A 26786-nucleotide genomic window follows, 5' to 3' on the forward strand; every position below is an offset into this window, starting at 1 on the left:
CCGTGCGCCTTGGCGCCATCACGCTTGCCGAACGCATGCTGCCGCCGCCAACGGGGCCCGACGCCGACCGTGCCGTCCTCGATGCGGTGCGCCAGCACGGGCTGTCGCTGCTGAATTGGAGCAAGGAGGCGCAAACGCTGCGCCAGCGGCTTGGCTGGCTGCACCGCGGCCTTGGCGCGCCCTGGCCAGATATGGCGGACGACGCCCTCATTGAGCGCCTGGACGACTGGCTGCTGCCTTACCTCGCCAGCGCGGCGTCCTTTGCCGCCATCGATGCGGGCGTTGTCTCGGCCGGACTGGCCAGCCTCGTGCCGCATGATGTGCAGCGCAGGATCGATACGCTGGCGCCGACCCATTTCGATGCCCCGTCGGGCAGCCATGTGCCGATCCGCTATGACGGCGAATGGCCGGTGCTGGCGATTCGCGTGCAGGAACTGTTCGGCCTCGACCGCCATCCTTCGATCGCCAATGGCGCCGTGCCGCTGACGCTCGAACTCCTTTCGCCGGCGCACCGGCCGATCCAGACGACGCGCGACCTGCCCGGCTTCTGGCGCGGCTCCTGGGCCGATGTGCGCGCCGACATGCGCGGCCGCTATCCCAAGCATGTCTGGCCGGAAAACCCGCTGCTCGCCGCCGCCACCGCCCGCGCCAAACCGCGCGGGACCTAGCGTTCCTGGTCCTACGGCTGTAATCCATGGCCATGATCAACGTTTTGCGTTCGCCCGATTTCCAGCAGAGCCAGAGACTGCGCCTCAACACGCTGATCCGGTTGCGCTGGCTTGCCATTGTCGGGCAGAGCCTGACGGTGCTGGTCGTCGCCTATGGGCTGAAGTTTCCGCTGCCGGTCAGCCTCTGCTTTGCCCTGATCGCCTGTTCGGCCTGGATGAACCTGTTTCTCGCCTTCCGCTTTCCGGCGGCGCACCGGCTGACACCGCTTGCGGCCTTCGGCATCCTGATCTTCGACAGCCTGCAGCTTGCCGGCCTGCTCTATATGACCGGTGGCCTCACCAACCCGTTCTCGCTGCTCATGACCGTGCCTGTCGTCATTTCGGCGACATCGCTGCCCCTGCGCCTGACCGCCATCCTCGGCGGGCTGGTCATGTCGGCGGCGACCTTTCTGGTCTTTGTCAATCTGCCGCTGCCCTGGCATGAGGACGCGCCGCTGGCGATGCCTTTTCTCTATGTCGCCGGCATGTGGATGGCGGTGCTGTCCTCGATCGCCTTCACCGCCATATACGCCTTCCGGGTGGCCGCCGAAGCCCGCCTTCTGGCCAATGCGCTCGCCGCAACCGAGCTGGTGCTGCAGCGCGAGCAGCACCTTTCGGCCCTCGACGGGCTGGCCGCGGCGGCCGCGCATGAGCTCGGCACGCCGCTCGCCACCATCGCGCTTGTCGCCAAGGAGATGGAAAAGGCGCTCGGCAAGGATCCGAAATATGGGGAAGACGTGACGCTGTTGCGTTCGCAGAGCGAGCGTTGCCGCGAGATTCTCAAGCGGCTGACCAGCCTGTCCTCCGAGGGCGAGGCGCATCTTTCTCGGCTGCCATTGACCTCGCTGGTCGAGGAGGTCACCGCGCCGCACCGGGACTTCGGCATCTCGATCAAGCTTCGGCCCGGCGAACGCATCGGCCCCGAGCCGGTCGGGCGACGCAATCCGGGCGTCATCTACGGCCTCGGCAATTTGGTCGAGAACGCCGTCGATTTCGCCCGCAAAAGCGTCACCGTGCACTGGAGCTGGGACGAGGCCACCGTCACCTTCTCGATCATAGATGACGGCCCCGGCTTTCCGGCCGAGATCATCGACCGCATCGGCGAGCCCTATATGTCGACGCGCCAGGGCAACGAAACCGGCGGCGGTCTGGGCCTCGGCCTGTTCATCGCCAAGACCCTGCTCGAACGCTCCGGTGCCGTGCTCGATTTCCGCAATTCCAGCGGCCTGGGCGAGGGCGCCATGGTACAGATATCGTGGCCGCGTGGTGTGTTCCTTAATCCGGAAATCACTTCGGCCAGCATGTTCGACACCGCCTGAGAGCCTTGAAGGACCTCTAAAAATTGGACAATCGGGCTCAGGAACTATATTTGCGTAAAATTAAGGCAGCAGGAATTTTGAGACTATGACAGGCGACGAGAATATTGGCGCAATGGTTGAAGGCGAGGACACCTCGCTGCTTGTCGTCGATGACGACAAGCCGTTCCTCACGCGTCTGGCCCGCGCCATGGAAGCCAGGGGCTTCGTGGTCGAGACGGCCGAGAGCGTCGAGGAGGCGGTTGCCAAGGCGCGCGCCAATCCACCCGCCTACGCCGTTGTCGACATGCGGCTGGGCGACGGCAACGGCCTCGACGTGGTCGCGGCCATCCGCGAAAAGCGTGAGGATTCCCGCACCATCATCCTGACCGGCTATGGCAACATCGCCACCGCGGTGACCGCGGTGAAGCTCGGTGCGGTCGATTATCTCTCCAAGCCCGCCGACGCCGATGATATCTTCGCTGCACTCACCCGCACCGCCGGCGAGCGCGCGGCGCCGCCTGAAAACCCGATGTCGGCCGACCGCGTCCGTTGGGAGCATATCCAGCGCGTCTATGAGATGTGCGAGCGCAACGTCTCCGAGACAGCGCGCCGGCTCAACATGCACCGCCGCACCTTGCAGCGCATACTGGCCAAGCGCGCGCCGCGTTAGGATCGCAGGGTGTCGCTTGGGGCCAAGTTTGTAACCAGCGGCGGAGAGGGCCCAATCGCCGAAGTCAGCGCCGCCCCTCATCGCCCTGCCGGGCACTTCTCCCCGTATAGTGACGGGGAGAAGGGGCTAGCCGCAACCTAGGCGTAATTTCTGTAACGTTGGTGATTGGCGAAATCATAAATGACAGCGTCCCTCTCCCCGTCACCATACGGGGAGAGGATGCCGGCAGGCAGGTGAGGGGCGGCGCTAGCGCTTGGACAATGAAGCCCGCCAAACAGGCGGCTTAACGGAGGCGACATGCAGGATCTGAAGCAGCGGCCGGTTTCCGTCTTCCGCGAATTTCTCGATAGCGAAGCGGCCGGCGGCATCTTCCTGATGGTGGCGGCGGCACTAGCTCTGATCGTCGCCAATTCGCCGCTCGCCGAAACCTACTTCTCCGCGCTCCACGCCTATCTCGGCCCGCTCAGCGTCTCGCATTGGGTCAATGACGGGCTGATGGCGGTGTTCTTCCTGCTCGTCGGGCTGGAGATCAAGCGCGAAATGCTGGACGGCCAGCTTTCCACCTGGCCCCGGCGCGTGCTGCCCGGCATTGCAGCCGCCGGCGGCATGTTGGTTCCGGCACTCGTCTATGTGGCTGTCAACCGCAACAATGCGGCCGCCCTGTCCGGCTGGGCGATCCCGACCGCCACCGATATCGCTTTCGCGCTCGGCGTGCTGTCGCTGCTCGGCAGCCGCGTGCCGGCTTCGCTGAAAGTGTTCCTCACAGCCCTTGCCATCATCGACGACCTCGGTGCCGTCATTATCATCGCCATCTTCTACACCAGCGGCCTTTCGCTGGCTTATCTGGGTGCTGCCTTCGCCGTCATTGCCGCGCTTGTCGTGCTCAACCGCATGCGGGTGATGACGCTGGTTCCCTATCTCGTGCTCGGCGTCATCCTGTGGGTGCTGGTTCTGAAATCCGGCGTCCATGCCACGCTCGCCGGCGTGGCGCTGGCGCTGACCATCCCGCTCGAACGTTCCGCCGGGATCGACCACGATCTCGACCATTCGCCGCTGCATCGGCTCGAGCACGGCCTGCACAAGATTGTGGCCTTCCTCGTCATCCCGATCTTCGGCTTTGCCAATGCCGGCGTTTCGCTCGCCGGTCTCAGCGTCAGTGCGCTGATCGAGCCGTTGACGCTGGGTGTCGCCGCCGGCCTGGTGGTCGGCAAGTTGGTCGGCGTGTTCGGCTCCTCGGCCCTTGCCATCCGGCTCGGTCTTGCCGACCTGCCCGCCAATGCAGGCTGGACGCACATGATCGGCATATCGCTGCTGTGCGGCATCGGCTTCACCATGAGCCTGTTCATCGGCCTGCTCGCCTTCGCCGGCGACGTGGCGCTGCAGGACGCGGTCAAGGTCGGCATCCTCGCCGGTTCCTTCATCGCCGCTATCCTGGGCGCTGCCGTGCTGCTCATGGCGCCCGCCAGGGGTGGCGTGGAGGACGGTGAAGAGTAGAGGCAGTCTTAGGACTTGGGGGACAATCGCTACTCGCTCTCACCCTCCAGCGCCGGCACCGACACGCCGGCAAGCTCTGCCGCCAGCAGCCGCGAAGCGCCGGCCCGCGCGATCCGCAGCATCAGCGCTTTGCGCGTTGCCGCTGCCATGCGGTGCTCGGGCGCATCGCGCAGGATCTCGGCGCCGTAGCCGTCGGAGAGGATGAAGCCGCACTCCTGGGGAAATATCTCCGAGGGCACGCCGGGATGGGTGGCGAAGAAGAAGCGGTCGGAATGCAGCCGGTAGTCGGGCCATTTGCGGTCGACCCTGAAATCCTCGATCGAGGATTTGATCTCGATGATCCAGATATCGCCCTGCCGGGTCAGCGCGACGAGGTCGGCGCGGCGGCCCGTGGCCAGCGACAGTTCGGGCAACACATGTGCGCCCATATCCATGAGCAGCCGCTGTACGCCGCGCCGCACCAGCATGGCGCGTTCGGACTGGCGGCCGTCGATGAGAGGATTGATGAGGATGGGGGAGATGATCGGCATGCTAGGCACCATGCCAGATTTTGTTCACGGTTGAACCTGTTTTATGCAGACGATTGTATATTCGATATACCCGGATATACCCAAAAGAAGTCAGGCATTGATCCTTGAAAGATTGAGTTTGCGGTGCGTACCGTCGCTTCCATGGGGACGGGTGACGCAAAATCGAACACTAAAGAAGGCCAACAAGTATGGGCCTTTGACCTTGACGCTCTGCGCAAGGCTTTCAGAAAGTCCGTTCGGGAGCATAAAGTCACGGCGGCTGATTGGGCGGAACACGCCAAGCAGTTCCTCGAAAAACAAAGAGATCGTCAGCGCGAATCGCCTTGATATGCCGCGCCGATCAATTTCCATTTAGTAACCTTAAGATAGCAGAAAAAAGTCTTTGCGCGTTACCAACCAAAGTCAGATGCAACCGCTTTAGTTCCGCGAATGTCGAATGGCAAAAGCAGGGAGACGTCACTTCGGCACTTCCGTGAAGTGCGCAACCCATCTGCGGGTGGCGCATGGCTATCTGTAAATTAGCTAAAGCTAATTTAAGTGAAAGGTGATATTTTAGAAGCAGCCGGGGCTCCCCCAATACACCCCGCTCCGGTCAGGCCCGGTGGCGGTCCACCCAAAGGAAGCTACCGGGCCGATCCTGCAACCAACCCCTGCTCCGTTCGTTGATCCCATGCCGGGTTGATCCCCCGGCACTCCAGGACCTGCCCGCTGCCGAGGGGCGGCGGGCCTTTTTTGCCGATTGGATTCAAGCCCGCAGCGATAGCGAAGGCTCCGGCGGATGCCGGAGCCTTCGCGTTTGGTGATCCCGTCAGAAGTGGATCCAGAAGGATCTGCGGAAGCATCGCCGGCGCCAATAGCCATTGCGCCAATAGCGACGGCAAACCCGCCTCCACCCGCGTCGGCGACGGCGGCGGTGCCATCTGCGGTGCCGCACGAACTCGACGCCGTCCTGAACATCGGGACCATCCGGGCCGAGAATGTCGTCGGATGGTTTGTCGAGTTCATCGAGAATGCCGGGCCCCGTATTCGGGATGCCGGCCAAGGCGGTGGCAGGACGCGCGATTGCGACGACGGTCGCGGCCCCTGCCAGCCCAAGCATTCCAGTCAGAAACAATCGCCGATCCATGCCAACCTCCATCGTTGATCATTGCGACAAGGGGAGACATAGAGCGGCAGATTGACGCGCCCAGATGCCGAAGAAAATTGGGTCAATCCCCCTGCCGTGCCGGCGGCGGATCTTTTTAGCGGTCTCTGACAATCCACGCGGCCAAATGCGCCTGTTCCCAGGGATCATTCCTCCGACAAGCCGGTCGCCGTTGCGTCCGTTTCAATGCTCACCGGCACGCCCTGGCGCAGGGAGTTGCTGACCGTGGAAATCGCCGCGGCCCTTGTGATGATCTCCGCCGGGTCGGAGCCGTCCAGCGTCGTGCATGAAACCTTCATGATTGACGAGGTCGCGAGCAAAGGCTTGCCTTCGAGGTTCAGTGTCACGGTCACGGCGATCTTGTTGAGCGTTACGCCCATTTCCGCGGCGACGTAGCGAAGGTCGTTGCAGAAGCAGCCGCCGATCGCCAGGGCGAGCAACTGGCCGCCATTGAAGCCCAGGCCCATGCCGCCGGCCTTGCCTTCGGGCCGGTCGACGATGATCGTGTGGCCGCCGGCCCAGCCCATGGCCGCCTGCGTGTCCCCCACATTGCGCAGTTCGACGGTCATCGAGACCATTGCGGACGTCCTCCCGGTGGGAGTCGACCAGGCGTCGGGCCTCGTCGACGTACGGTCATTATGCAGGCGCAGAGGCGGCCTTGTCGCTGGGCAACGCCGCCCCCGCCATGTCATCAAGGATCGGACAATCCGGCCTCTCGTCGCCGTGGCAGGCATGGATCAGTTTCTGCAGCGTCGAGCGCATCGACTGCAACTCGCGCACTTTCTCCTCGATCGCCGTGACATGGGCGGCGGCGATTTCGCGCACGTTCTGGCTGACGCGGCTGCGATCCTGGTAAAGCGCCATCAACTGGCGGCAATCGTCGATGGAAAAGCCGAGATTGCGCGCGCGGCGCAGGAAGGCCAGCCGATGGATGTCGTCTCCGGAATAATCGCGGTAGCCGTTGGCGGCGCGCGCCGGGGCGATCAGGCCGATCTCTTCATAGTAGCGGATAGTCTTGGCCGGCAGGCCGGAGCGGTGGGCAGCGTCACCGACATTCATGACGGTTCTCCTCGATTTCCAGGACCCCATGGAGCAGACCCCTTGAATTTGCTTCACAATCCTGTGAGTCCTGTTGCCAAAATGCCATAGTGATACGCTTACCGGTACGTCAAGGCAGGCATATAGGCATCGCGCGCTTGGCAAGCAAAGCAAATGCCAGCATGAATGATGATGAGAGAGCGGCCGACTCGTGCCGCCGAAGTTGGGCGGGGCACCGGATCACCTGATGCGCATGAAGTCGTTTGCAATCATCGCCGCACTGGCGCTCTCCACTGCTATCGCCGGTTGCAGCACCATCGGCTCGCAGATATTCTCCAACAACTACGGCGCGGTCACCGACGCAGGTTATCAGCTGCCGCGCATCCCGATCGAGAAAGTGCCGATGAAGTACCATCGGCAGGAAGTGAACTACGACAGCCAGGAAAAGCCGGGCACGATCATCGTCGATACGCAGAACAAGTTCCTCTACTTCATCGAGGGCGACGGAAGGGCCATTCGTTACGGCATCGGCGTCGGCCGCGAGGGCTTCGAGTGGCATGGCACCGCCCACATTGCGCTCAAGCGCGAATGGCCGACCTGGACGCCGCCGAGGCAGATGATTCAGCGCCAGCCGGAATTGGAAAAGTTTGCCGGCGGCATGCAGCCAGGCCTGAAGAACCCGCTCGGCGCGCGCGCCATGTACCTGTTCAACAAGGGCGGTGATTCAGGCTATCGCCTGCATGGCAGCCCGGAGTGGAATTCGATCGGCAAGGCGATGTCGTCTGGCTGCATCCGCCTGATGAATCAGGACATTATCGACCTCTATGACCGCGCCTCGGTCGGCGCCAAAGTCATCGTTCTCTAGAGGCAGTTTTCGTACGCGGACCGTCTAGGCAACAACGGACGTCCCAAGCAGAAAACCGGGCAATTCGGCCCGGTTTTTTGTTGTTTGCGCGATGCGACGCCTGCTCGGTGGTCAGGACACCGCCGAGAACGAGGTGGGGGCCAAAATTTGGTTGGTGATTGTCTCGGTGATCTGGCCGTCACGCTCGGAATCTTCCCGCGCCTGTGTCCAGGCCGGGTCCTTCACGAACGCCGTCCAGCGCTCTTCGCGTTCGGCCAGCGATTCCCATGCCAGCATGTAGGTCAGGTCGTTGTTCGAAGCACCGATCAGCGTGGTAAAGAAACCTGCTTGGCGGATACCGTGCTTTTCCCATAATTTGAGGGTGATCTTGTCGAAGCGATCAAGAAGCGCCGGCAAGCGTCCCGGCAAAGCCCGGTAAACCCGAAGTTCGTAGATCATTTTGGAGTTCCTTCTGGCCGAGGCGCCGGAAGCGAAGAAATCGGACCAGATGGTCAGCAGGGTAGAATTTTAAAGGGGGCGTCAGGAGACCTGCTCGACCTGCTGCACTTCCGGCACGAAATGGCGCAGAAGGTTCTGGATGCCGTGCTTCAGCGTCGCCGTCGAGGATGGGCAGCCGGCGCAGGCGCCCTTCATATGCAGGAACACCGTGCCATTCTCGAAGCCGCGGAAGGTGATGTCGCCGCCATCCTGGGCGACCGCCGGGCGCACCCGCGTGTCGAGCAGTTCCTTGATGGTGATGACCAGCTCCTCGTCGGCCTTGTCGTAGAACTCACCGGTCTGGCTGGTCTCGGCGGCCGGGCCGGCCTTGGCCATGACGGGCGCGCCGGACATGAAATGCTCCATGATGGCGCCGAGGATCGCCGGCTTCAAATGCTGCCAGTCGGGGCCATCCTTGGTCACGGTGATGAAGTCATAGCCGAAGAAAACGCCGGTGACGCCAGGAATTTCGAACAGCCGGCCGGCCAGCGGCGAGGCGACAGCGGCGCTGTCGGCATCGCGGAAATCGGCGGTGCCTTCCAGAAGCACTTCCTTGCCGGGCAGGAATTTCAGCGTCGCCGGGTTTGGCGTCGATTCGGTCTGGATGAACATGGCCGTCTCCGTGCCCGTTTGGGCATCTAGTTTGGAACAATTCTAAATAGGCTCAATTGGCTGGACATTCAAGCGAAACGCATCGTCGGAACAGCTGGCTGGCGGAATGTTTTTTCGCGCCCATCATCGGACCGGCATCACCTGAAGAGCAGAATCTCAGGCCAGGCTGTCGATTTCCTCGTCCGACAGGTTCTGCGGCACGACAGTCACCGGGATCGGGAAGGCGGCACCCTTGCCGGCCACGGCGCCGACCAGTGGCCCCGGGCCTTCCTTGCCCGCACCGGCGGCCAGCACCAGGATGGCGATGTCCTGGTCTTCCTCGATCAATTTGTGGATCTCTTCCGTCGGCTTGCCTTCGCGCACCACCATCTCGGGCTCGATGCCGAGCTTCTGGCGCACCTTGTTGGCATAGCTGTCGAGCGCGGCGCGCGCCGTGGCGTTGGCTTCCTCGCGCATGATCTTCTCGACACCCAGCCAATGCTGGAAATCGTCCGGCACGATGACATAGAGCAGCACCAGCGTGCCGCTGGTGCTCTGCGCCCGTTTCGAGGCATAGGCGACGGCACGCTCGCATTCCGGCGTGTCGTCGATGATCGTCAGGAATTTCCTGCGATGGCCGGCTTCGCGGCTGAGGCGTTTGGAGACCATGTCTATCTACTCGGTGTCGTGCGGCCGCAATCTGCCACTGCGGGGGACCGGCGGCAAGTCGCCGGCCTTGTGCCAGTGCACCCGATGTCGCGATCAGCCCTGCAGCAGGCCGATAATGTCGCGCACCGTCTTCATCGTCGCTTCGGCCAGCACGCCGGCGCGCTCGCCGCCGTCCTTGAGCACAGCGTCGACATAGGCGCGGTCATCCGAAATGCGGCGCATCTCGCTGGCGATCGGCGCCAGTTTTTCCACTGCAAGATCGGCCAAGGCCGGCTTGAACACGGAAAACTGCTGACCGGCGAATTCCTTGAGTACATCCGCCTTCGATATCTCGGCGAGACCCGCATAGATGCCGACCAGGTTCTCCGCCTCGGGTCGGCCGGCCAGGCCGTCCAGCTCGCTCGGCAACGCTTCGGGATCGGTCTTGGCCTTGCGGATCTTCTTCGAGATGTCGTCGGCATCGTCAGTCAGGTTGATGCGCGACAAATCCGACGGGTCCGATTTGGACATTTTCTTGGAGCCGTCGCGCAGCGACATGATGCGCGCCGCCGGCCCGCCGATGACCGGCTCGGTCAGCGGGAAATAGCCGTTGACGGTCTCTTCGCCGACCTGCATCTCGACGCCGACGGCAAGGGCCGCGATGCGGTCGGAGAAGTCGTTGTTGAATTTCTGCGCGATGTCGCGGGTGAGTTCCAGATGCTGCTTCTGGTCCTCGCCCACCGGCACGTGGGTGGCACGGTAGAGCAGGATGTCGGCAGCCATCAGCGAAGGATAGGCAAGCAGGCCGAGCGAGGCGTTCTCGCGATCCTTGCCGGCCTTGTCCTTGAACTGCGTCATACGGTTCATCCAGCCGATGCGCGCCACGCAATTGAAGATCCAGGCGAGCTCGGCGTGCTGCATGACCCGCGACTGGTTGAAGACGATGTGCTTCTTCGGGTCGATGCCCGAGGCAAGGAACGCAGCGGTGATCGACCGCGTCTGATCGGCTAGGTCTTCATAAACGAGTTGGGCTGTCAGCGAATGCAGGTCGACGACGCAATAGATGCAATCGGAGGTGTCCTGCAGGGCAACGAATTTCTTGATGGCGCCGAGATAGTTGCCGAGGTGCAGATTGCCGGTCGGCTGGACACCGGAAAAGACGAGTGGCTTGAAGGCGGTCATGATTGTCCTCATGGCTTGTGGAGGGCCGTATAAGCGTGATTCCGAAAAGTTGCAGACTTTTCGGAGCCAATCACGCGGCTGGAAACCGCGCGCGGCGAAAGTCTTGCGACGGCGCGCTTATGGACGAAGACGGCGCTGCGATCAAGACGGCGCTGCGGGCGTGTCGGGCGCTCTACTCGTCCAGGTCGGTCTTTGCGACCGGTGGCGCCGACTTGCCCGATCCCCGCTTGATGTTGCGTCGGATCATACCGAAATCGGCGCCGCCTGTGGCGAAGGCCGTGATGAAATAAAGCAGCGCTCCGCCGGCAACCAGCGACAGCAGCGTCGTCGCCTTGACCACCAGCGGCGAGCCCGGCCCGAGCCTGACGGCGAACCAGTGCTCGGCAAAATAGAGTGCCGCCCCCATTACGACCGCCGACAGCACCAGCCGTGGAATGCGCTTCATCAGCGGCACGTCGCGGCCCCAATGGCCGCGCCGGATCAGGACGCCGAGCAGCATCACCGCGTTGACCCAGCCGGCGACGGCCGAGGCCACCGCGATGCCGGGCGCGCCCATCCGTGGAAACAGCGTCAGCGCCGTGGTGACGTTCACCGCCACTGAGATGGCGGCAAAGATCATCGGCGTGCGCGTGTCCTCGCGGGCGAAATAGCCTGGGGTGAACGCCTTGATCAGCACGAAAGCCGGCAGGCCGAGGCCGAAGATCGCCAGGATCGCCGCCACTGTCGGCGTCGAGCCGTTGGCGGCGAACGCGCCGCGCTCATAGACCAGCCGCACGATCGGCTCCGACATCACCCAGAGTGCCGCAGCTGCCGGCAGGGTCAGGAACAGCGTGAACTCGACCGAGCGGTTCTGCAGATTGGCCGCCTCGATCAGATTGCCCGACTTCAGCGCCCGCGACAGTTCGGGCAACAGCACGATCGCCACCGCAACACCGACCACGCCGAGCGGCAACTGGTAGATGCGGTCGGCATAGGCGAGCGAGGACACCGCGCTGTTCTGCGCCGAGGCGATCGCCGTGCCGATCAGCTGGTTGATCTGGGTGATGCCGCCGGTGATGGCCGCCGGCAGCGCCAGGATCAGCAGCCGCTTGACGGCGGGCGTCATTTTCGGCCGGCGGAAGCCGATCGAGATGCCGGCGTGGCGCACCGCCACCCAGACGATCGCCAGTTGCACCAGTCCGGCGGCAAGCACGCCCCAGGACAGCCCGTAGCCGACGGTGAGGGCATCCGAGCCCTTGTACCAGGCATAGGCGAGCACGCCGATCAGGATGATGTTGAGGAACACCGGTGCCACCGCGGCGGCGAAATAGCGGCGCAGCGAATTCAGCATGCCCGCCATCATCGCGCCCAGCGACATGCAGATCAGATAGGGAAACATGATCGTCGCCAGCGTCACCGTGGTGTCGAACTTCCCCGGCGTGCCGGCAAAACCCGGCGCCACCAGATAGCGCACGATCAGCGGCATCGACAGTTCCATGATGATCGTCAGCGCCAGCAGCGCCGTGAACAGCACGCCGAACACTTCCTCGGAAAAGCGCTTGGCGCCTTCGGTTCCGTGAGTTTCGATCTCCTTGGCGAACAGCGGCACGAAGGCGGCGTTGAAGGCCCCCTCGGCAAACAGCCGGCGAAAGGTGTTGGGAAACTGGAAAGCGGCGTTGAAGGCATCGGCGACCGGTCCGGTGCCGAGTGCGGCGGCCATCAGCATCTCGCGGCCGAAACCGAGCGCGCGGCTCATCAGCGTGCCGGAAGCGACCGTTGCGAATTTCTTGACGAGGCTCATGCTTTTGGGAACTGCCTGCGAAATTGGGACGAAGTGATGGTCGTTGTCACTCGGCCGCCGCCCTGGACTTGCCGCCGCGTTCGGGCACGATGCCTTCGAGCGTTGCCATCAGCCGATTGCGGATGGTGGCGATGCGGGCCGGGCTATCTATCTTCTGGCCAGTGAGATCGGTGACATAGAAAGTGTCGATGACCTTTTCGCCGAAGGTGGTGATGTGGGCCGATGCGATGTCGAGCGACAGGTCGGAGAGCGTTCCGGTGATCTCCGACAGCAGTCCCGGCCGGTCGAGGCCCTCGACCTCGATGACCGAAAAACGGTTCGACAGCGTATTGCGGATTTCGGCGCGCGGCGGGATCTTGAACACCTTGGAACCGCGCCGCGGCTTGGTGCGCTTCTCGATCATTTCCGGCAGCCAGCTCTTGCCCGACAGCACGTCCTCGATCAGCCGGCCGACACGCTCGGCACGCCGGCGCTCGTCCTCGTCGCGATCGAATTCTCTGCTGATCAGGATCGTGTCGAGGGCGCGGCCATCCGACGTCGTGAAGATCTGCGCGTCGACGATGTTGCCGCCGGCTCCGGCGCAAGCCCCGGCGATGACCGAGAGCAGGCGGGGGTGGTCCTGCGCCAGCACGGTGATTTCGGTCACCGCCTCGAACTGGTGGGTCTTGACCATGGTGGCAAGCTTGTTGCCTGACACGTCGGCTTCGCGGATGAACTCGGCATGGCGCAACTGGTCTGCGAGATCGACGGTCAAAAGGTAATTCTCGTAGTGTTGGCCGACATAGCGCTTGCGGGCCTTGTCCGGCCACTCGGCAAGCGCCTCGGCCAGGCGCTCGCGTGCCGCCGCCGTGCGCTGCGCGCGCGACACTTCCGAAAACCCGCCGGTCAGCAGCAATTCGGTCTCGTAGTAGAGCGTGCGCAGCAGCTGGCCCTTCCAGCCGTTCCAGACACCGGGTCCGACGCCCCTGATGTCGCAGACGGTGAGGATCAAAAGCAGCTTCAGCCGCTCGACCGACTGCACGATCGCGGCAAAATCCTCGATGGTCTTGCGGTCGTTGAGGTCGCGGGTCTGCGCCGTCATCGACATCACGAGGTGGTTCTCGACCAGCCAGGCCACGGTTTCGGTATCGGCAGGCGACAGCCCCATATGCGGGCAGATGCGACGGGCGATCCTGGCCCCGGCCTCGGAATGGTCCTCCGGCCTGCCTTTGGCGATGTCGTGCAGCAGTACGGCGACATAGAGCGCCTCGCGGCTCTTCTTCAGGCCCGGCATCAGCGTGTGCGACAAGGGGTGGACCTTTTCGCCGTCGCCGCGCTCGATCTCGGCCAGCACGCCGATGCAGCGGATCAGATGCTCGTCCACCGTGTAATGGTGGTACATCGAGAACTGCATCATGGCGACGATCTTGCCGAAATCCGGGATCAGCCTGCCGAGCAGCCCGGCTTCGTTCATGCGACGCAGATTGAGTTCGGCATTGCGATCCGAGGTCAATATGTCGAGGAACAGCCGGTTGGCCTCCTCGTCGCGCCGCAGCGACTTGTTGACTAGGCCGAGCGAACGGGTCAGCAGCTTCAGCGCGTCAGGGTGGAATTCCAGACCGTGCTTGTCGGCGAACCAGAACAGCCTGAGCAGATTGACCGGATCGCGCTCGAACACCTGGTCGTCGGCGATGTTGATGCGGTGGTTGTCGACAATGAAATCGGAGGTGCCGGCCAGCTTGCGCTTGCGCCTGGAGAAAGTCAGGAAGATGCGGTTGAAGCCAGGAACGTGCTTGGCTTGCTCCTCCTCGAGCGCAGCGCAGAAGATGCGGGTCAGGTCGCCGACGTCCTTGGCGACGAGGAAGTAGTGCTTCATGAAGCGCTCGACCGCCGACAGGCCGGGGTGTGTGGTGTAGCCGAGCCGTTCGGCGATCTCGCGCTGGATGTCGAAATGCAGCCGTTCCTCGGCCTTGCCGGTGAGGAAATGCATGTGGCAGCGTACCGCCCACAGGAAATCCTCGGCCTTCTGGAATTCGCGGTACTCGCCCTCGGTGAAGACGCCCTTGTCGACCAGTTCCTCGCCGGTGCGCACTCGATAGAAATATTTGCCGATCCAGAACAGCGTCTGCAGGTCGCGCAGGCCGCCCTTGCCGTCCTTGACGTTGGGCTCGACCAGATAGCGGCTTTCGCCGGCCTTGGCATGGCGGTCATCGCGTTCGGCAAGCTTGGCCTGGACATATTCGGGGCCGGTCGTGCGCACCACCTCATGGTCGAACCGCAGCATCAGTTCATCATAGAGCTTTTCCTCGCCCCACAGGAAACGTGCTTCGAGGATCGAGGTGCGAATGGTGACATCGGTGCGCGACAGGCGCAGGCATTCGTCGATGTTACGGGTGGCGTGGCCGACCTTCAGCCCCAGGTCCCACAGCATGTAGAGCATGTACTCGACTGTCTGTTCGCCCCACGGCGTCTGCTTGTAAGGCAGCAGGAACAGAAGGTCGATGTCGGACCCCGGCGCCAGCGTTCCACGGCCGTAGCCGCCGACAGCGACGACGGCCATGCGCTCCGCCGAAGACGGGTTCTTGACCCGGTAGACGTGGGTGACGGCGAAATCGTAAAGCGCCCGGATGATCTCGTCCATGAGATGCGACAGCCGCGCCGCGCAGGCGCTGCCGCCGCCATCGTCCATCAGCATTCGTTCGGCAATGGCGCGCCCTTCCGCCAGTCGTCCCTTGAGCAGTTGGAGCACGCCATTGCGCGCGACCTGCCCGGAGCCGTCGCCCGCCGTGGCCGCGGTCAGCGCGGTCATCTCGCGGCGCAAGGCTTCGCCGTCGATCAATTCGTCGAGCTTCAGGGAGATTCTTGCCATATACCCAGCCGGCCTTGCCGTTTCGGCGGCGTCTATAGCGCGTTTTCGCGGCGCTGGGTATGGGGCGTTGAAAGCCGGTTCAAGACCCGGCTGAGCTCTGGCTCGGATAAGTAAATGGAATGACCATTCTCCGCTTCAGTCGACAGAAATCGGCAATGCGCTTGCCTATTCGCCGAGCCTCGGCTTTTACCTTCGCTATGGCTGTCTTTCTGCGTCTCCCGGTCCCGGCGGCGCACTGGATATCGCGCTTTTCCCTGAGCAGGCTTGGCAATTGGAGCGCCCTGTCGCCAAGGAACTGATCTTGTGCGCAGAGCGCAGGAACAAGCTGATAGATCGTCTCGCCTCGCAAAACCGAAAACTCGGGGTTGAAGACAAGGTCGTCGACAGCGATGCCGATCTCCTCTGTGGCCTTGATCAGGTCGAGCGCGGTTTGCCTGGAGATGATGTAGCCGGCGGTTCCTATATGTCCGGCGTCGAGTTTGGATGTGGAAAAGCCGTGACCGATGGCAATGCGCTTGCGTCGGATCACGGTCTTGCAAAAATAGCTTTCGAGCTTGACGACTTCGGCATCGGCTGGAATCCAGTCGCTGTCGCGAAGCAATGCGCCGGCTTTCGCGGCAAAGACGATGTCGTCCTCGAAGATTGCCCCGTAGCGAGCGTCGCCTTGCGCGATGGCGGCCCAGCAGGCCCGGTGACTGAGCAGGCAGGCGATCTCGCCGTCAGTCAATGGCAGCCTGTTCCGATATCCGACATTTTGCGGCAGCTGGTCCAGGTCCGGCCGATCCCGTGCGTCGATGGCCTGAACGCGTTCGAATGGGACGCCGATGCGGGCAAACTCCGCCGTCACACGGGCAAGGCGATCGGGAGACCGATCGAGATTGATGACCAGACGCTTCATTGCCAAAGAAAATCTCACCCCCGGGACGCTCGCTCTCTAGCAGGCGTGGTGTTGCCGCGTGAGACTTTTTTTGGGGTGGATGGACGCGCGGTGGACCGGAGAAGAAAAGTCGAAACAGCCCTTGACCTTCCAGTTACTGGAAGCCCTATCTCCACGTCACACATCGATCCATCGAGGCATTTTCGAATGACGCATTCCGATCACGATCATCACGCGCATGGTAGCTGCTGCTCGACAAAAGGCGCGGTGCCCACCACGAAAAGCGTCGTCCGCGACCCGGTCTGCGGCATGACTGTCGATCCGGTCGCCGGCAAGCCGACGACCGAGCATAATGGCCATCCCTATCATTTCTGCAGCCAGGGCTGCCGCACGAAATTCGTCGCCGAGCCGGAAAAATTCCTGACGGCCACCGATCCGGTCTGCGGTATGAGCGTCGACCGCGCGACAGCCAGGCACTTTGCCCGCCACGAAGGCCAGGGCTTCTACTTCTGCTCGGCCGCCTGCCAGGCGAAATTCGAGGCGGAGCCGCAAAAATATCTCGGCGACAGGCCGGCACCGCAGCCGATGCCCAAAGGCACGCAATACACCTGCCCGATGCATCCCGAAATCATCCGCGACGAGCCAGGATCCTGCCCGATCTGTGGCATGGCGCTGGAGCCGATGGGCGTACCAACGGGCGATGAAGGGCCAAATCCCGAGCTGGTCGATTTCACCAGGCGGTTCTGGGTGAGCGCTGCCCTGTCGGTCCCCCTTCTGATCATCGCCATGGCACCCATGATCGGCCTGACGTTTGAAGGTCTGGTCGAGGACCGGGCAAAAGTCTGGATCGAACTGGTCCTGGCAAGTCCGGTGGTGCTTTGGGCCGCCTTCCCCTTCTTCCACCGCGGCTGGGACTCGCTGGTCAACCGCAGCCCCAACATGTGGACGCTGATCTCGCTCGGCGTTGGTGCTGCCTATCTCTACAGCGTCGTCGCCACACTGTTTCCGGATATCTTTCCGCATCAGTTCCGCGGCCATGGCGGTGCGGTACCGGTCTATTTCGAGGCTGCTGCCGTCATCGTTGCGCTGGTCTTCCTTGGCCAGGTGCTGGAGCTGCGCGCCCGTGAAAAGACCGGCTCGGCAATCCGCGCCTTGCTTGATCTCGCGCCGAAGACCGCGCGGCTGATCGCCGCCGACGGTTCCGAAGGGGATGTGCCGCTCGATGCGGTCAAAGCCGGCGATCGCCTGCGCATACGCCCCGGTGACGCCGTGCCGGTCGATGGCACGGTGCTGGAAGGGAGATCCTCGATCGACGAATCGATGATCACGGGCGAGCCGCTGCCGGTCGAGAAGGTCGAGGGCGATGCGCTGACCGGCGGCACGCTCAACAAGAATGGTGCACTGATCATGCGCGCTGAGAAGGTCGGCGCCGAGACGACGCTGGCGCGAATCGTCGATCTCGTCGCCAAGGCGCAGCGCTCGCGCGCCCCGATTCAAGGGTTGGCCGATCGCGTTTCTTTCTACTTTGTCCCGGCCGTCGTCCTTGTCGCGATTGTCGCTTTCATCGCCTGGGCCGTGTTTGGACCCGAGCCCAGCCTGATCTTTGCCATCGTCTCGGCGGTGTCGGTGCTGATCATCGCTTGCCCCTGTGCGCTCGGCCTCGCCACGCCGATGTCGATCATGACCGCCACCGGGCGCGGAGCGCATGCCGGTGTGCTGATCAAGGAGGCCGCAGCACTCGAACGCTTCGCTTCCGTCGACACGCTGATCGTCGACAAAACGGGTACGCTGACCGAAGGCCGGCCGAAACTGACCGATGTCGTCACGGCAAACGGCTTCTCCGAAGACGAATTGCTGGCGCTTGCCGCCGGTCTGGAGAAGGGGTCGGAGCATCCTCTGGCTGAAGCCATCGTCGACGGCGCCGCTACGCGCGGCGTGACCGTTGCCGAGGCCAGCGCCTTCGAGGCGGTCACCGGCAAGGGCGTGTCCGGTTCGGTCTCGGGAAAGACGGTCGCGCTCGGCAATGCCGCGATGATGGCGGACCTTGGCGTCGACATCGCATCCATCTCTGCCAAGGCCGAGGCGCTGCAGCTCGAAGGCAAGACGGCGATGTTCGTCGCTGTCGACAAGAAGCTGGCCGGCATCGTCGCCGTCGCCGACCCTATCAAGGCAACGACGGCCGAGGCGATCAAGGCGCTGCATGAAAGCGGCTTGCGCATCATCATGGCGACCGGCGACAATGAACGCACGGCCAACGCGATCGCCAGAAGCCTCGGCATCGACGAGGTCCGCGCCGCCCTGCTGCCGGAACAGAAGGCAGCTCTTGTCGAGGAACTGCGCGCAAAAGGCGCCGGTGTTGCCATGGCCGGCGACGGCGTCAACGACGCACCGGCCCTTGCCGCCGCCGATGTCGGCATCGCCATGGGCACTGGCGCCGATGTCGCTGTCGAAAGCGCCGGTATCACTCTGGTCAAGGGCGACCTCAACGGTATCGTGCGCGCCCGCACGCTGGCGCAGGCGACGATCCGCAACATCCGCCAGAACCTGTTCTTTGCCTTCCTCTACAATGTGCTTGGCGTGCCGGTCGCCGCCGGCGTGCTCTATCCGCTCACCGGCACGCTTCTGTCGCCGATGCTGGCGGCGGCGGCGATGAGCCTGTCTTCGGTGTCGGTGATCGCAAACGCGTTGCGGCTGAGAACATTGAAACTCTGATCCAAGCCCCCAAATACGAAACCCATCCAACAGGAGACCATGAATGACCTTCGCCAAAAAACTCGTGCTGCTGCTGATGGCAGCCGGAATGCTGGTTGCCGTCTTCCTCGAAAGCGTTCCGGCGCAAAGCGAAGAGATGAAACACGACATGGGCGCCATGGCGGCGGATGCGACCAGCCCTTCGACGGAAGGCTACAAGGCGGCGATGGACAAGATGCATGCCGACATGATGGCGTCCGACTATACCGGCAATGCCGATGTCGATTTCGTCAGAGGCATGATCCCGCACCATCAGGGTGCGATCGACATGGCCAAGGTCGAACTCGCCAATGGCAAGGATCCGGAAATCCGCAAGCTGGCCGAAGGCGTCATCGCCGCGCAGGAAGCCGAGATCAAGCAGATGCAGGCCTGGCTCGCCGCCCATCCGGTGAAGTAAGTCTTCAGCCATCGCCAGCGCGGCGAGAGCGCCTCTGGATTTCTCGTCCAGCCTGTGATGCGATCGGCCCAAATGGAGCCCGCAATGCCGTCGACCATCAGAACCACCTAACTGCCCTCAGGCGAAGCCGTTCAGGTGCTTGGCCAGGGCACATGGAAGATGGGCGAGGATATCAGTCGCCGCGCCGATGAGGTGAATGCTCTGAAGCTCGGCCTCGACCTCGGCATCACGTTGATCGACACCGCCGAAATGTATGCCAGCGGCGGCGCCGAGGAGGTGGTGGCCGAAGCCATTGCCGGGCGCCGCGACGAGACCTTCCTGGTCTCGAAAGTTCTACCGTCGAACGCTTCACGCGCGGGCGTGCAGCGCGCCTGCGAAAACAGCCTGAAACGCCTGCGCACCGACCGCATCGACCTCTATCTCTTGCATTGGCCCGGCAGCGTGCCTCTGACCGAAACGGTCGCGGCTTTCGAGACCTTGAAAAAGGCCGGCAAGATCCGCCACTGGGGCGTCAGCAATTTCGACACCGACGAGATGGAAGAGCTGATTGGCGTGCCCGATGGCGGCAATGTCCAGACCAACCAGGTGCTTTACAATCTGGTCCGGCGCGGCCTCGAATTCGACCTGGCGCCCTGGAGCCGGCAGCGCAACATTCCGCTGATGGCCTATTCGCCGGTTGAGCAGGGCGCGTTGGCGCGCAATGCCAGGCTCGACGCGGTCGCCGCTCGCCACGATGCGACCTCCGCGCAGATCGCCCTGGCCTGGGTGGTGCATCAGGAGGGCATCATCGCCATCCCGAAGGCCAGCAGCCGGGAGCATGTCCGCCAGAACATCGCGGCGCTCGACATCAAGCTGACGCCGCAGGACATCGCCGATCTCGACCGCGCCTTCCCGCCACCAGCGCGCAAGCGCGGGTTGGAGATGATCTGACTATGTCCCCGCCAGCCCCTTCAGCCGGTAGAGTGCTTCCAGCGCCTCGCGCGGCGTCATCTCGTCGGGATTGATCTCGCCGAGCGCCGCCCCCAGCGCATCGCTTTTGGGCGGCTTCGGCGCTTCCCGCTTCACCGCCACCGAAAACAGCGGCAAATCGTCCACCAGCCGGTTCGTCTTGCCCGAAACCTCACCTTCCTCAAGCTGGTGCAGCACTTCCTTGGCCCGGTCGACCACCGCTTCCGGCAGGCCGGCCAGCCGCGCCACCTGCACGCCGTAGGAGCGGTCGGCGGCCCCCTTGCCGACCTCGTGCAGGAAGACGACGTCGTTTTCCCATTCCTTGACCCGCATGGTCACGTTGGAGAGCCGCGCCAGCTTGCCGGCCAGCGAGGTCATTTCGTGAAAGTGAGTAGCGAAGATCGCCCGGCAGCGGTTCTTCTCATGCAGATATTCCACGGCCGCCCACGCGATCGACAGGCCATCGAAAGTGGCGGTGCCGCGGCCGATCTCGTCGAGGATCACCAGCGCGCGCTCACCGGCCTGGTTGAGGATCGCCGCCGTCTCGACCATCTCGACCATGAAGGTCGAGCGGCCGCGCGCCAGATCGTCCGAGGCGCCGACCCGCGAGAACAGCCGGTCGACGACGCCGATATGGGCGGATGTCGCCGGCACGAAGGAGCCGGTCTGGGCCAAGATGGCGATCAGTGCGTTCTGCCGCAGGAACGTCGATTTACCGCCCATGTTCGGGCCGGTCAGGAGCCAGATCGCGCCGTTCTTGGCGCTGCCCTCCGGCGACAGGTCGCAATCATTGGCAACGAACGGGCCTTCGCCCGAACGGCGCAAGGCCTGTTCGACCACCGGATGCCGCCCGCCCGTAATTTCGAAGGCAAGGCTCGAATCCACCACCGGCCGGCACCAGGCTTCGCTTTCCGATAAAAGCGCGAGCGCCGCCGAGACATCGAGCACGGCCAGCGCATCCGCGCCGGCGCGGATCTTCTCCGCTTCACCGACCGCTTCCGTCGTCAGCGCCTCGAAGGCGGTCAGTTCGATGCTGAGCGCCCGGTCGGCGGCATTGGCGATCTTGGTCTCGAGTTCGGCAAGCTCGGTCGTGGTGAAGCGCATGGCGTTGGCCATGGTCTGACGGTGGATGAAGCGCGCCTTGGCGCCATCGCTGCCGGTCATCACCGCATGATGGTTGGCGGTCACCTCGATATAGTAGCCAAGCACATTGTTGTGCCGGATTTTCAGCGAGCGGATGCCGGTCTCGTCGATCAGCGAGCGCTCCAGCCCGGCGATCACCTTTCGCGATTCGTCGCGCAGCGCCCGCATCTCGTCGAGATCGGCATGGTAGCCGCCGCGCAAGAAGCCGCCATCGCGCTTGAGCAGCGGCAGTTCGTCGCCAAGCGCCTGGGTCAGATGCTGGGCCAGCGCCTGGGGCAGAGCATGGACGGCGGCCAATGCCGCCGCAAGTTCCGGGGGCAGGGCGGTCGCGGCAAAGATTTCGGCGATCGCGCCTGCCGCCTCGAAGCCGGCGCGCAGCGCGCCAAGGTCGCGCGGCCCACCCCGGTTGAGCGCCAGCCTCGACAGTGCGCGCGGCATGTCGGCAACGCTCTTCAGGCTCGACCGCACCGCTTGGCAGAGCCGCGTTTCGGAACGGAAGAACGACACCGAATCCAGCCTGGCGCCGATGGCCGCGGGATCGGTCAGCGGCGCCATCAGCCGGTCGGCGAGCAGCCTTGCGCCGCCGCCGGTCACCGTGCGGTCGATCGCCTTGAACAGCGACCCTTCGCGGCTGCCCGACAGCGTGCGCAGCAGTTCCAGATTGCCGCGTGTCGCCGGATCGATGAACAGGGTCGAGCCCTGCTCTTCGCGCTCGGGCCGCGACAGCGGCGGGCGCTCGGCCTTCTGCGTCTTCTCGACATAGGCGATGGCGCCGGAGATCGCCGACAGTTCGGCGCGCGAAAAGGCGCCAAAGCTATCCGGCGTCGCCACATCGAAGAAGCGGGCGATGCGTCCCGTGGCCGATGCCGAATCAAACAGCGACGGCGGCTGCGGGCTGGCGACGCGGCCGAGCACCTCGAACACCGGCTTCAACTCCGGATCGTGGAACACCGGCTCGGCGACGATCAGCTCGCGCGGATCGACTCGGAAGATGTCGGCCAGCAGCCGGTCGGCGGTGGTGTCGGTGACGCGGAAGGCGCCGGTCGAGATGTCGATCCAGGCCAGCGCGAAGGAGTGGCCCGCTCCGCCTTTCACCCGCCCCAGTGCCATCAGGAAGCTCGATTCCGAGGGGGCCAGCAATTTGTCCTCGGTGATGGTGCCCGGTGTCACCAGCCGCACGACGTCGCGGCGCACCACCGATTTGCTGCCGCGTTTCTTGGCCTCGGCCGGATCCTCGATCTGTTCGCAGACGGCGACGCGGAAACCCTGGCCGATCAGCTTCTGCAGATAGTCGTCGGCGGCATGCACCGGCACCCCGCACATCGGGATGTCGAGCCCTTGATACTTGCCGCGCTTGGTCAGCACGATGCCGAGCGCCCGGCTCGCCTTCTCGGCATCCTCAAAGAACAGCTCGTAGAAATCGCCCATGCGATAGAACAGCAGCGAATCGGGGTTCGCCGCCTTGATCTCGATAAATTGCTCGATCATCGGCGTGGCACCGGCATGGACGGTCGGCGCCGGCGTCATCGCCTCGGGGGCGTCTGGCTCGTTCGGGCTGTGCATGTTCATGCGCGGCACGCTAGCAGATGTGATGATGCGGTTTAATGCCGGCGCTTCGAAAAACAGGGGACGACGGGACGGCAGCTTGTCCGCAATTGCCGATGCGGACGGCGATTCCAGCGCGCTGGCGGTTTACACGCGGCGGCGCGTGGTCTTAATTCGGACCGAAACAAAGCACCCGCTTCAAGGAGGTGCCGCACCGGTGAGGAAATCAAGAACATTATGGCCAGGAAAACCGAGAACAGCGGTCCGTCCGTCAGCGCGCAGGAAGCGCTCGAATTCCACGCCATGGGCCGCCCCGGCAAGCTCGAGGTCGTCGCCACCAAGCCGATGGCAACGCAGCGCGACCTCAGCCTCGCCTATTCGCCTGGTGTCGCGGTTCCGGTTCTGGCCATCGCCGAGGACCCCAGCCGCGCCTTCGACTACACGACGCGCGGCAACATGGTCGCCGTCATCTCCAACGGCACGGCCATCCTCGGTCTAGGCAATCTCGGCGCGCTGGCCTCCAAGCCGGTGATGGAGGGCAAGGCGGTGCTGTTCAAGCGTTTCGCCGATGTCGATTCCATCGACCTCGAGGTCGACACCGAGGACGCCGACGAATTCATCAACTGCGTGCGGTTCCTCGGGCCCTCTTTCGGCGGCATCAACCTCGAGGACATCAAGGCGCCGGAGTGCTTCATCATCGAGCAGCGCCTGCGCGAATTGATGGACATTCCCGTCTTTCACGACGACCAGCACGGCACCGCCATCATCTCGGCCGCCGGCCTGATCAACGCGCTGGAGATCACGGGTCGCGACATGAAGACCACAAAAATGGTCTGCAACGGCGCTGGCGCCGCCGGCATCGCCTGCATCGAGTTGATGAAGGCGATGGGCTTTGCGCCGGAAAACATCATCCTGTGCGACACGAAGGGCGTCGTTTTCCAGGGCCGCACCGAAGGCATGAACCAGTGGAAATCGGCGCATGCGGTCAAGACCGAGGCGCGCAGCCTCGCCGAGGCACTCGATGGCGCCGACGTCTTCCTCGGCCTCTCCGCCAAGGGCGCGCTGACCACCGCCATGGTGCAGTCGATGGCCAAGAACCCGATAATCTTCGCCATGGCCAATCCCGACCCGGAAATCACGCCGGAGGAGGTCGCCGAAATCCGCACCGACGCCATCATGGCCACCGGGCGTTCTGATTATCCCAACCAGGTCAACAACGTGCTCGGCTTTCCCTACATCTTCCGCGGCGCGCTGGATGTCAGGGCAACCACCATCAATGACGACATGAAGATCGCCGCCGCGCAGGCGCTGGCGGCATTGGCACGCCAGGATGTGCCCGACGATGTCGCCGCCGCCTATCAGGGCAACCGGCCGAAATTCGGCCCCAACTACATCATCCCGGTGCCGTTCGACCCGCGCCTGATCTCGGCCATCCCGATCGCGGTCGCCAAGGCGGCGATGGATTCCGGCGTCGCCCGCAAGCCGATCCTCGATCTCGACCGTTACGCGCAGGAGCTGTCGGCCCGCCGCGACCCGATCGCCTCGACCCTGCAGCGCATCTACGACCGCGTGCGCCGCCAGCCCAAGCGCATCGTCTTCGCCGAGGGCGAGGAGGAGCAGGTCATGCGTGCCGCCGTCTCCTATGTGAACCAGCGGCTCGGCACCGCCATCCTGCTCGGACGCGACGACGTCATCAAGGAGAACGCCAAGCACGCCGGCATCGACCTCAACAAGCAAGGCATCGAGATCATCAATGCAAGGCTGTCGCGCCGCAACGGCATCTACACCGACTATCTCTACGAGCGCATGCAGCGCAAAGGCTTCCTGTTCCGCGACTGCCAGCGCCTGATCAACAACGACCGCAACCATTTTGCCGCCTGCATGGTGGCGCTGGGTGATGCCGACGGCATCGTCACCGGTGTCACCCGCAACTATTCCACCGCACTCGACGACATCCGCCGCGTCATCGACGCCAAGCCCGGCCACCGCGTCATCGGCGTCTCGATCGTGCTGGCGCGGGGCAAGACCGTGCTCGTCGCCGACACCGCCGTGCACGACATGCCGAATGCCGAGCAGATCGCCGACATCGCCGAGGAGGCCGCAGGCTTTGCCCGCCGCATGGGCTACGAGCCACGCCTTGCCATGCTCGCCTATTCCACCTTCGGCCATCCGCAGGGCGAGCGTTCCGAACGTGTCCAGGAAGCCGTGCGCATCCTCGACAAGCGCCGCGTCGATTTCGAGTATGACGGCGAAATGGCCGCCGACGTCGCGCTCAATGCCCGCGCCATGGCGCAGTATCCCTTCATCCGCCTGACCGGTCCGGCCAATGTGCTGATCATGCCGGCGTTCCACTCCGCTTCGATCTCGACCAAGATGCTGCAGGAACTCGGCGGCTCGACGGTGATCGGCCCGCTGCTGGTCGGGCTGAACAAGCCCGTTCAGATCGTGTCGCTCAATGCCAAGGACTCGGACATCGTCAACATGGCGGCGATCGCGGCGTATACGGCGGGGACTTGAGCGGCGAGCCTTAGCGGTGAGTCCGGGAGGCGTTCAGCCCGGCGCGAACACGCGCGCGGCCTCGACGACCTCGTCCACCTGATCCTGCCGCAGCAAGTCGATCGGGACGCGGCCGTCGAGCTGCGCCGAGAGCCGAGTCAGCCACAGCCACGCCAGTCTGGGATTGCTGATCAGCGACAGCACGTCGCGAATGCCCGCTACCGGCCGGCCGTCGACGAACTGCGCCAGCGGGAAGACATGTTTGCGGCCGCCTTTGCGCAAGGCGATGACCTCGCCCCGCCGCTGCCAGCGGTGCAGGGTCGAGCGGGCGATACGCAAATTCTCTTCCAGATAGGTCGAGCCGGCGACGCGGCCCGCCCAGTCCTCGATCAGCATAAATTCGAGATCGTCGGATTTTGGCAGCGAAGGAGGCTCGACATCGACCAAAGGGGTCGTCGGCGGATTGATCACGCCGGCTATACCGGCTTCGCTGCGGCGCGCGGCTTCCGCCGCCAGCGCGCGCACGAATTTCGAGGCCAGGCCGGGCAGGTCGGCATGGATGGCGTCGATAGCGCGCTGGTGCTTCGGTGACAGCAAGGTGACGGCGGACGCTATGCTGCCGGCGATTTTGCCGACCGAGACCATGGTGGGCTTGTTGATGGCCTCGTCATAGTGGGCAAGCGCGCGTTCGACGTCTTCGGCGACCATCTCGGCGAAGTCGTCCTGCTTGAGGCCCTGGATCTGAAATCTGTTCATACATCTGTCTTCTGGGCCGCGCTCTCCTCCCACAGCTGCGGCCGGCTTTTGAATCTCTAGAGCGTAAAGCGGAAATCGCGACGGCAACAAATGCTGCGGCCCGACAGCTCGCTGTCTTGCATTTCTTGACATCCCAACTGGCTGTTGGCGCCCCGAAAGGTCAGTCGCGGGGCGCCAAGATTGCGTGTAGGTGCGATGTGTGACAGCCGCGCGACGGTGAGAAGCGGAGGCGGCCTTCCCTTCTCCCCCTGCGGGAGAAGGTGGATTGGCGCGCAGCGCCAAGACGGTTGAGGGGTGTTGGACGGAGTACCGTCAGTGCCAAGCTGGAGCACCCCTCATCCGTCGCCTTCGGCGACACCTTCTCCCACAGGGGGAGAAGGGAAGAGCTTTCCCTACAGCAACCCCGCCTGCTCAGCCTCGCGGCGCAGATTCTGCCGTGGCCTGGGGCCGATCTGCTGGATCACCAATCCGGCCGCCAGTGAGCCAAGGTCGCCGCAAGTCTGCAGGTCGCGGCCTTGCGTGTAGCCATGCAGGAAGCCGGCGGCATAGAGATCGCCGGCGCCCGTCGTGTCGACCAGTTCCTTGATGGCGGTCGCCTTGA

The 26786-nt window shown here is 63.8% G+C and carries 24 protein-coding genes; 10 read left to right on the forward strand and 14 right to left on the reverse strand.

Annotated features, from left to right (window positions below; all coding sequences use genetic code 11):
* From EOD15_RS05415 to nhaA, 4 genes are all read left to right on the forward strand, one after another.
* A partial coding sequence (locus tag EOD15_RS05415; protein ID WP_281035551.1) for an ATP-dependent helicase C-terminal domain-containing protein occupies positions 1-668 on the forward strand: 668 nt, incomplete at its 5' end.
* A gap of 26 nt (positions 669-694) precedes the next feature.
* On the forward strand, positions 695-2026 hold the full coding sequence (locus EOD15_RS05420) for an ActS/PrrB/RegB family redox-sensitive histidine kinase (protein WP_127408334.1): 1332 nt from the start codon (positions 695-697) through the stop codon (positions 2024-2026).
* A gap of 85 nt (positions 2027-2111) precedes the next feature.
* Complete coding sequence (locus tag EOD15_RS05425) at positions 2112-2675, forward strand: ActR/PrrA/RegA family redox response regulator transcription factor (RefSeq protein ID WP_013528072.1); 564 nt, start codon at positions 2112-2114, stop codon at positions 2673-2675.
* Positions 2676-2972: 297 nt separating this feature from the next.
* A complete protein-coding gene (gene nhaA / locus EOD15_RS05435; protein WP_127408335.1) occupies positions 2973-4169 on the forward strand; it encodes a Na+/H+ antiporter NhaA in 1197 nt (398 codons plus the stop codon).
* A 29-nt stretch (positions 4170-4198) separates the two neighbouring features.
* Here the strand turns inward: nhaA and EOD15_RS05440 are convergent, their stop codons facing one another.
* Positions 4199-4699 carry an MmcB family DNA repair protein gene (locus EOD15_RS05440; RefSeq protein ID WP_050596738.1) on the reverse strand — a complete coding sequence of 167 codons (501 nt, stop codon included), beginning with the start codon at positions 4697-4699 and terminating at the stop codon, positions 4199-4201.
* A 90-nt stretch (positions 4700-4789) separates the two neighbouring features.
* Positions 4790-5050, reverse strand: coding sequence for a hypothetical protein (locus EOD15_RS05445; RefSeq protein WP_127321580.1), 261 nt, complete (start codon positions 5048-5050; stop codon positions 4790-4792).
* A gap of 574 nt (positions 5051-5624) precedes the next feature.
* Here EOD15_RS05445 and EOD15_RS35675 point away from each other — a divergent pair.
* A complete protein-coding gene (locus EOD15_RS35675) occupies positions 5625-5843 on the forward strand; it encodes a hypothetical protein (protein WP_164761854.1) in 219 nt (72 codons plus the stop codon).
* 146 nt (positions 5844-5989) lie between these two features.
* Here EOD15_RS35675 and EOD15_RS05455 read toward each other — a convergent pair whose 3' ends face one another.
* Positions 5990-6421 (reverse strand): OsmC family protein, encoded by a 432-nt coding sequence (locus EOD15_RS05455; RefSeq protein ID WP_127321578.1) that lies wholly within the window; start codon positions 6419-6421, stop codon positions 5990-5992.
* A gap of 58 nt (positions 6422-6479) precedes the next feature.
* Complete coding sequence (gene cueR / locus EOD15_RS05460) at positions 6480-6902, reverse strand: Cu(I)-responsive transcriptional regulator (protein WP_127321577.1); 423 nt, start codon at positions 6900-6902, stop codon at positions 6480-6482.
* A gap of 226 nt (positions 6903-7128) precedes the next feature.
* On the opposite strand from cueR, the gene EOD15_RS05465 reads away from it, so the two are divergent.
* Positions 7129-7746 (forward strand): L,D-transpeptidase, encoded by a 618-nt coding sequence (locus EOD15_RS05465; RefSeq protein ID WP_127321576.1) that lies wholly within the window; start codon positions 7129-7131, stop codon positions 7744-7746.
* 111 nt (positions 7747-7857) lie between these two features.
* On the opposite strand, the gene EOD15_RS05470 is transcribed toward EOD15_RS05465, so the two are convergent.
* From EOD15_RS05470 to EOD15_RS05500, 7 genes are all read right to left on the reverse strand, one after another.
* On the reverse strand, positions 7858-8184 hold the full coding sequence (locus EOD15_RS05470) for an NIPSNAP family protein (protein WP_127269475.1): 327 nt from the start codon (positions 8182-8184) through the stop codon (positions 7858-7860).
* An 81-nt stretch (positions 8185-8265) separates the two neighbouring features.
* The gene (locus EOD15_RS05475; RefSeq protein ID WP_023811631.1) at positions 8266-8835 is read right to left on the reverse strand and encodes a NifU family protein; all 570 of its coding nucleotides are present in this window, start codon (positions 8833-8835) and stop codon (positions 8266-8268) included.
* Positions 8836-8991: 156 nt separating this feature from the next.
* Entirely contained in the window at positions 8992-9483 is a 492-nt protein-coding gene (locus EOD15_RS05480) for a universal stress protein (RefSeq protein WP_013528063.1), read from the reverse strand.
* Between the two features lie 93 nt (positions 9484-9576).
* Positions 9577-10644, reverse strand: coding sequence for a tryptophan--tRNA ligase (gene trpS, locus EOD15_RS05485; protein ID WP_127332038.1), 1068 nt, complete (start codon positions 10642-10644; stop codon positions 9577-9579).
* Positions 10645-10816: 172 nt separating this feature from the next.
* Positions 10817-12424, reverse strand: a complete 1608-nt coding sequence (gene murJ / locus EOD15_RS05490; RefSeq protein WP_127332036.1) for a murein biosynthesis integral membrane protein MurJ — start codon at positions 12422-12424, stop codon at positions 10817-10819.
* A gap of 46 nt (positions 12425-12470) precedes the next feature.
* Positions 12471-15272, reverse strand: coding sequence for a [protein-PII] uridylyltransferase (locus EOD15_RS05495; RefSeq protein ID WP_127321495.1), 2802 nt, complete (start codon positions 15270-15272; stop codon positions 12471-12473).
* Positions 15273-15351: 79 nt separating this feature from the next.
* Positions 15352-16170 carry a glycosyltransferase family 25 protein gene (locus tag EOD15_RS05500; RefSeq protein WP_127321496.1) on the reverse strand — a complete coding sequence of 273 codons (819 nt, stop codon included), beginning with the start codon at positions 16168-16170 and terminating at the stop codon, positions 15352-15354.
* A gap of 186 nt (positions 16171-16356) precedes the next feature.
* Here EOD15_RS05500 and EOD15_RS05505 point away from each other — a divergent pair, with 186 nt between their 5' ends.
* The 3 genes from EOD15_RS05505 (at position 16357) to EOD15_RS05515 (ending at position 20227) form a co-directional block, all read left to right on the forward strand.
* The gene (locus EOD15_RS05505) at positions 16357-18861 is read left to right on the forward strand and encodes a heavy metal translocating P-type ATPase (RefSeq protein ID WP_127332034.1); all 2505 of its coding nucleotides are present in this window, start codon (positions 16357-16359) and stop codon (positions 18859-18861) included.
* Positions 18862-18904: 43 nt separating this feature from the next.
* Positions 18905-19297, forward strand: coding sequence for a DUF305 domain-containing protein (locus EOD15_RS05510; protein ID WP_127321683.1), 393 nt, complete (start codon positions 18905-18907; stop codon positions 19295-19297).
* Positions 19298-19408: 111 nt separating this feature from the next.
* On the forward strand, positions 19409-20227 hold the full coding sequence (locus EOD15_RS05515) for an aldo/keto reductase (protein WP_164761869.1): 819 nt from the start codon (positions 19409-19411) through the stop codon (positions 20225-20227).
* Here EOD15_RS05515 and mutS read toward each other — a convergent pair whose 3' ends face one another.
* Positions 20228-22957, reverse strand: a complete 2730-nt coding sequence (mutS, locus tag EOD15_RS05520) for a DNA mismatch repair protein MutS (RefSeq protein ID WP_127321684.1) — start codon at positions 22955-22957, stop codon at positions 20228-20230.
* Between the two features lie 213 nt (positions 22958-23170).
* Between mutS and EOD15_RS05525 the strand changes: the two genes are divergently transcribed.
* Positions 23171-25450 carry an NADP-dependent malic enzyme gene (locus EOD15_RS05525; RefSeq protein WP_127266636.1) on the forward strand — a complete coding sequence of 760 codons (2280 nt, stop codon included), beginning with the start codon at positions 23171-23173 and terminating at the stop codon, positions 25448-25450.
* Between the two features lie 33 nt (positions 25451-25483).
* Here the strand turns inward: EOD15_RS05525 and EOD15_RS05530 are convergent, their stop codons facing one another.
* Both EOD15_RS05530 and EOD15_RS05535 read right to left on the reverse strand, forming a co-directional pair.
* Positions 25484-26185 carry a hypothetical protein gene (locus EOD15_RS05530; protein WP_127408336.1) on the reverse strand — a complete coding sequence of 234 codons (702 nt, stop codon included), beginning with the start codon at positions 26183-26185 and terminating at the stop codon, positions 25484-25486.
* A 392-nt stretch (positions 26186-26577) separates the two neighbouring features.
* Positions 26578-26786 (reverse strand): PfkB family carbohydrate kinase (locus EOD15_RS05535; protein ID WP_245463583.1); only part of this gene is annotated, 209 nt, incomplete at its 5' end.

It is taken from the genome of Mesorhizobium sp. M7A.T.Ca.US.000.02.2.1, assembly GCF_003996995.1.
In the GTDB taxonomy this organism is placed as follows: Bacteria; Pseudomonadota; Alphaproteobacteria; order Rhizobiales; family Rhizobiaceae; genus Mesorhizobium.

Coding starts and splice junctions, on each gene's coding strand:
- EOD15_RS05465 (WP_127321576.1), top strand. CDS start 7,129: ATGCGCATGAAGTCGTTTGCAATCATCGCCGCACTGGCGCTCTCCACT.
- EOD15_RS05500 (WP_127321496.1), bottom strand. CDS start 16,170: ATGAAGCGTCTGGTCATCAATCTCGATCGGTCTCCCGATCGCCTTGCC.
- EOD15_RS05510 (WP_127321683.1), top strand. CDS start 18,905: ATGACCTTCGCCAAAAAACTCGTGCTGCTGCTGATGGCAGCCGGAATG.
- EOD15_RS05440 (WP_050596738.1), bottom strand. CDS start 4,699: ATGCCGATCATCTCCCCCATCCTCATCAATCCTCTCATCGACGGCCGC.
- EOD15_RS05470 (WP_127269475.1), bottom strand. CDS start 8,184: ATGATCTACGAACTTCGGGTTTACCGGGCTTTGCCGGGACGCTTGCCG.
- EOD15_RS05420 (WP_127408334.1), top strand. CDS start 695: ATGGCCATGATCAACGTTTTGCGTTCGCCCGATTTCCAGCAGAGCCAG.
- EOD15_RS05480 (WP_013528063.1), bottom strand. CDS start 9,483: ATGGTCTCCAAACGCCTCAGCCGCGAAGCCGGCCATCGCAGGAAATTC.
- EOD15_RS05445 (WP_127321580.1), bottom strand. CDS start 5,050: ATGGAAATTGATCGGCGCGGCATATCAAGGCGATTCGCGCTGACGATC.
- cueR (WP_127321577.1), bottom strand. CDS start 6,902: ATGAATGTCGGTGACGCTGCCCACCGCTCCGGCCTGCCGGCCAAGACT.
- EOD15_RS05530 (WP_127408336.1), bottom strand. CDS start 26,185: ATGAACAGATTTCAGATCCAGGGCCTCAAGCAGGACGACTTCGCCGAG.
- EOD15_RS05495 (WP_127321495.1), bottom strand. CDS start 15,272: ATGGCAAGAATCTCCCTGAAGCTCGACGAATTGATCGACGGCGAAGCC.
- murJ (WP_127332036.1), bottom strand. CDS start 12,424: ATGAGCCTCGTCAAGAAATTCGCAACGGTCGCTTCCGGCACGCTGATG.
- EOD15_RS05525 (WP_127266636.1), top strand. CDS start 23,171: ATGGCCAGGAAAACCGAGAACAGCGGTCCGTCCGTCAGCGCGCAGGAA.
- EOD15_RS05475 (WP_023811631.1), bottom strand. CDS start 8,835: ATGTTCATCCAGACCGAATCGACGCCAAACCCGGCGACGCTGAAATTC.
- mutS (WP_127321684.1), bottom strand. CDS start 22,957: ATGAACATGCACAGCCCGAACGAGCCAGACGCCCCCGAGGCGATGACG.
- EOD15_RS05425 (WP_013528072.1), top strand. CDS start 2,112: ATGACAGGCGACGAGAATATTGGCGCAATGGTTGAAGGCGAGGACACC.
- trpS (WP_127332038.1), bottom strand. CDS start 10,644: ATGACCGCCTTCAAGCCACTCGTCTTTTCCGGTGTCCAGCCGACCGGC.
- EOD15_RS05455 (WP_127321578.1), bottom strand. CDS start 6,421: ATGGTCTCGATGACCGTCGAACTGCGCAATGTGGGGGACACGCAGGCG.
- nhaA (WP_127408335.1), top strand. CDS start 2,973: ATGCAGGATCTGAAGCAGCGGCCGGTTTCCGTCTTCCGCGAATTTCTC.
- EOD15_RS05505 (WP_127332034.1), top strand. CDS start 16,357: ATGACGCATTCCGATCACGATCATCACGCGCATGGTAGCTGCTGCTCG.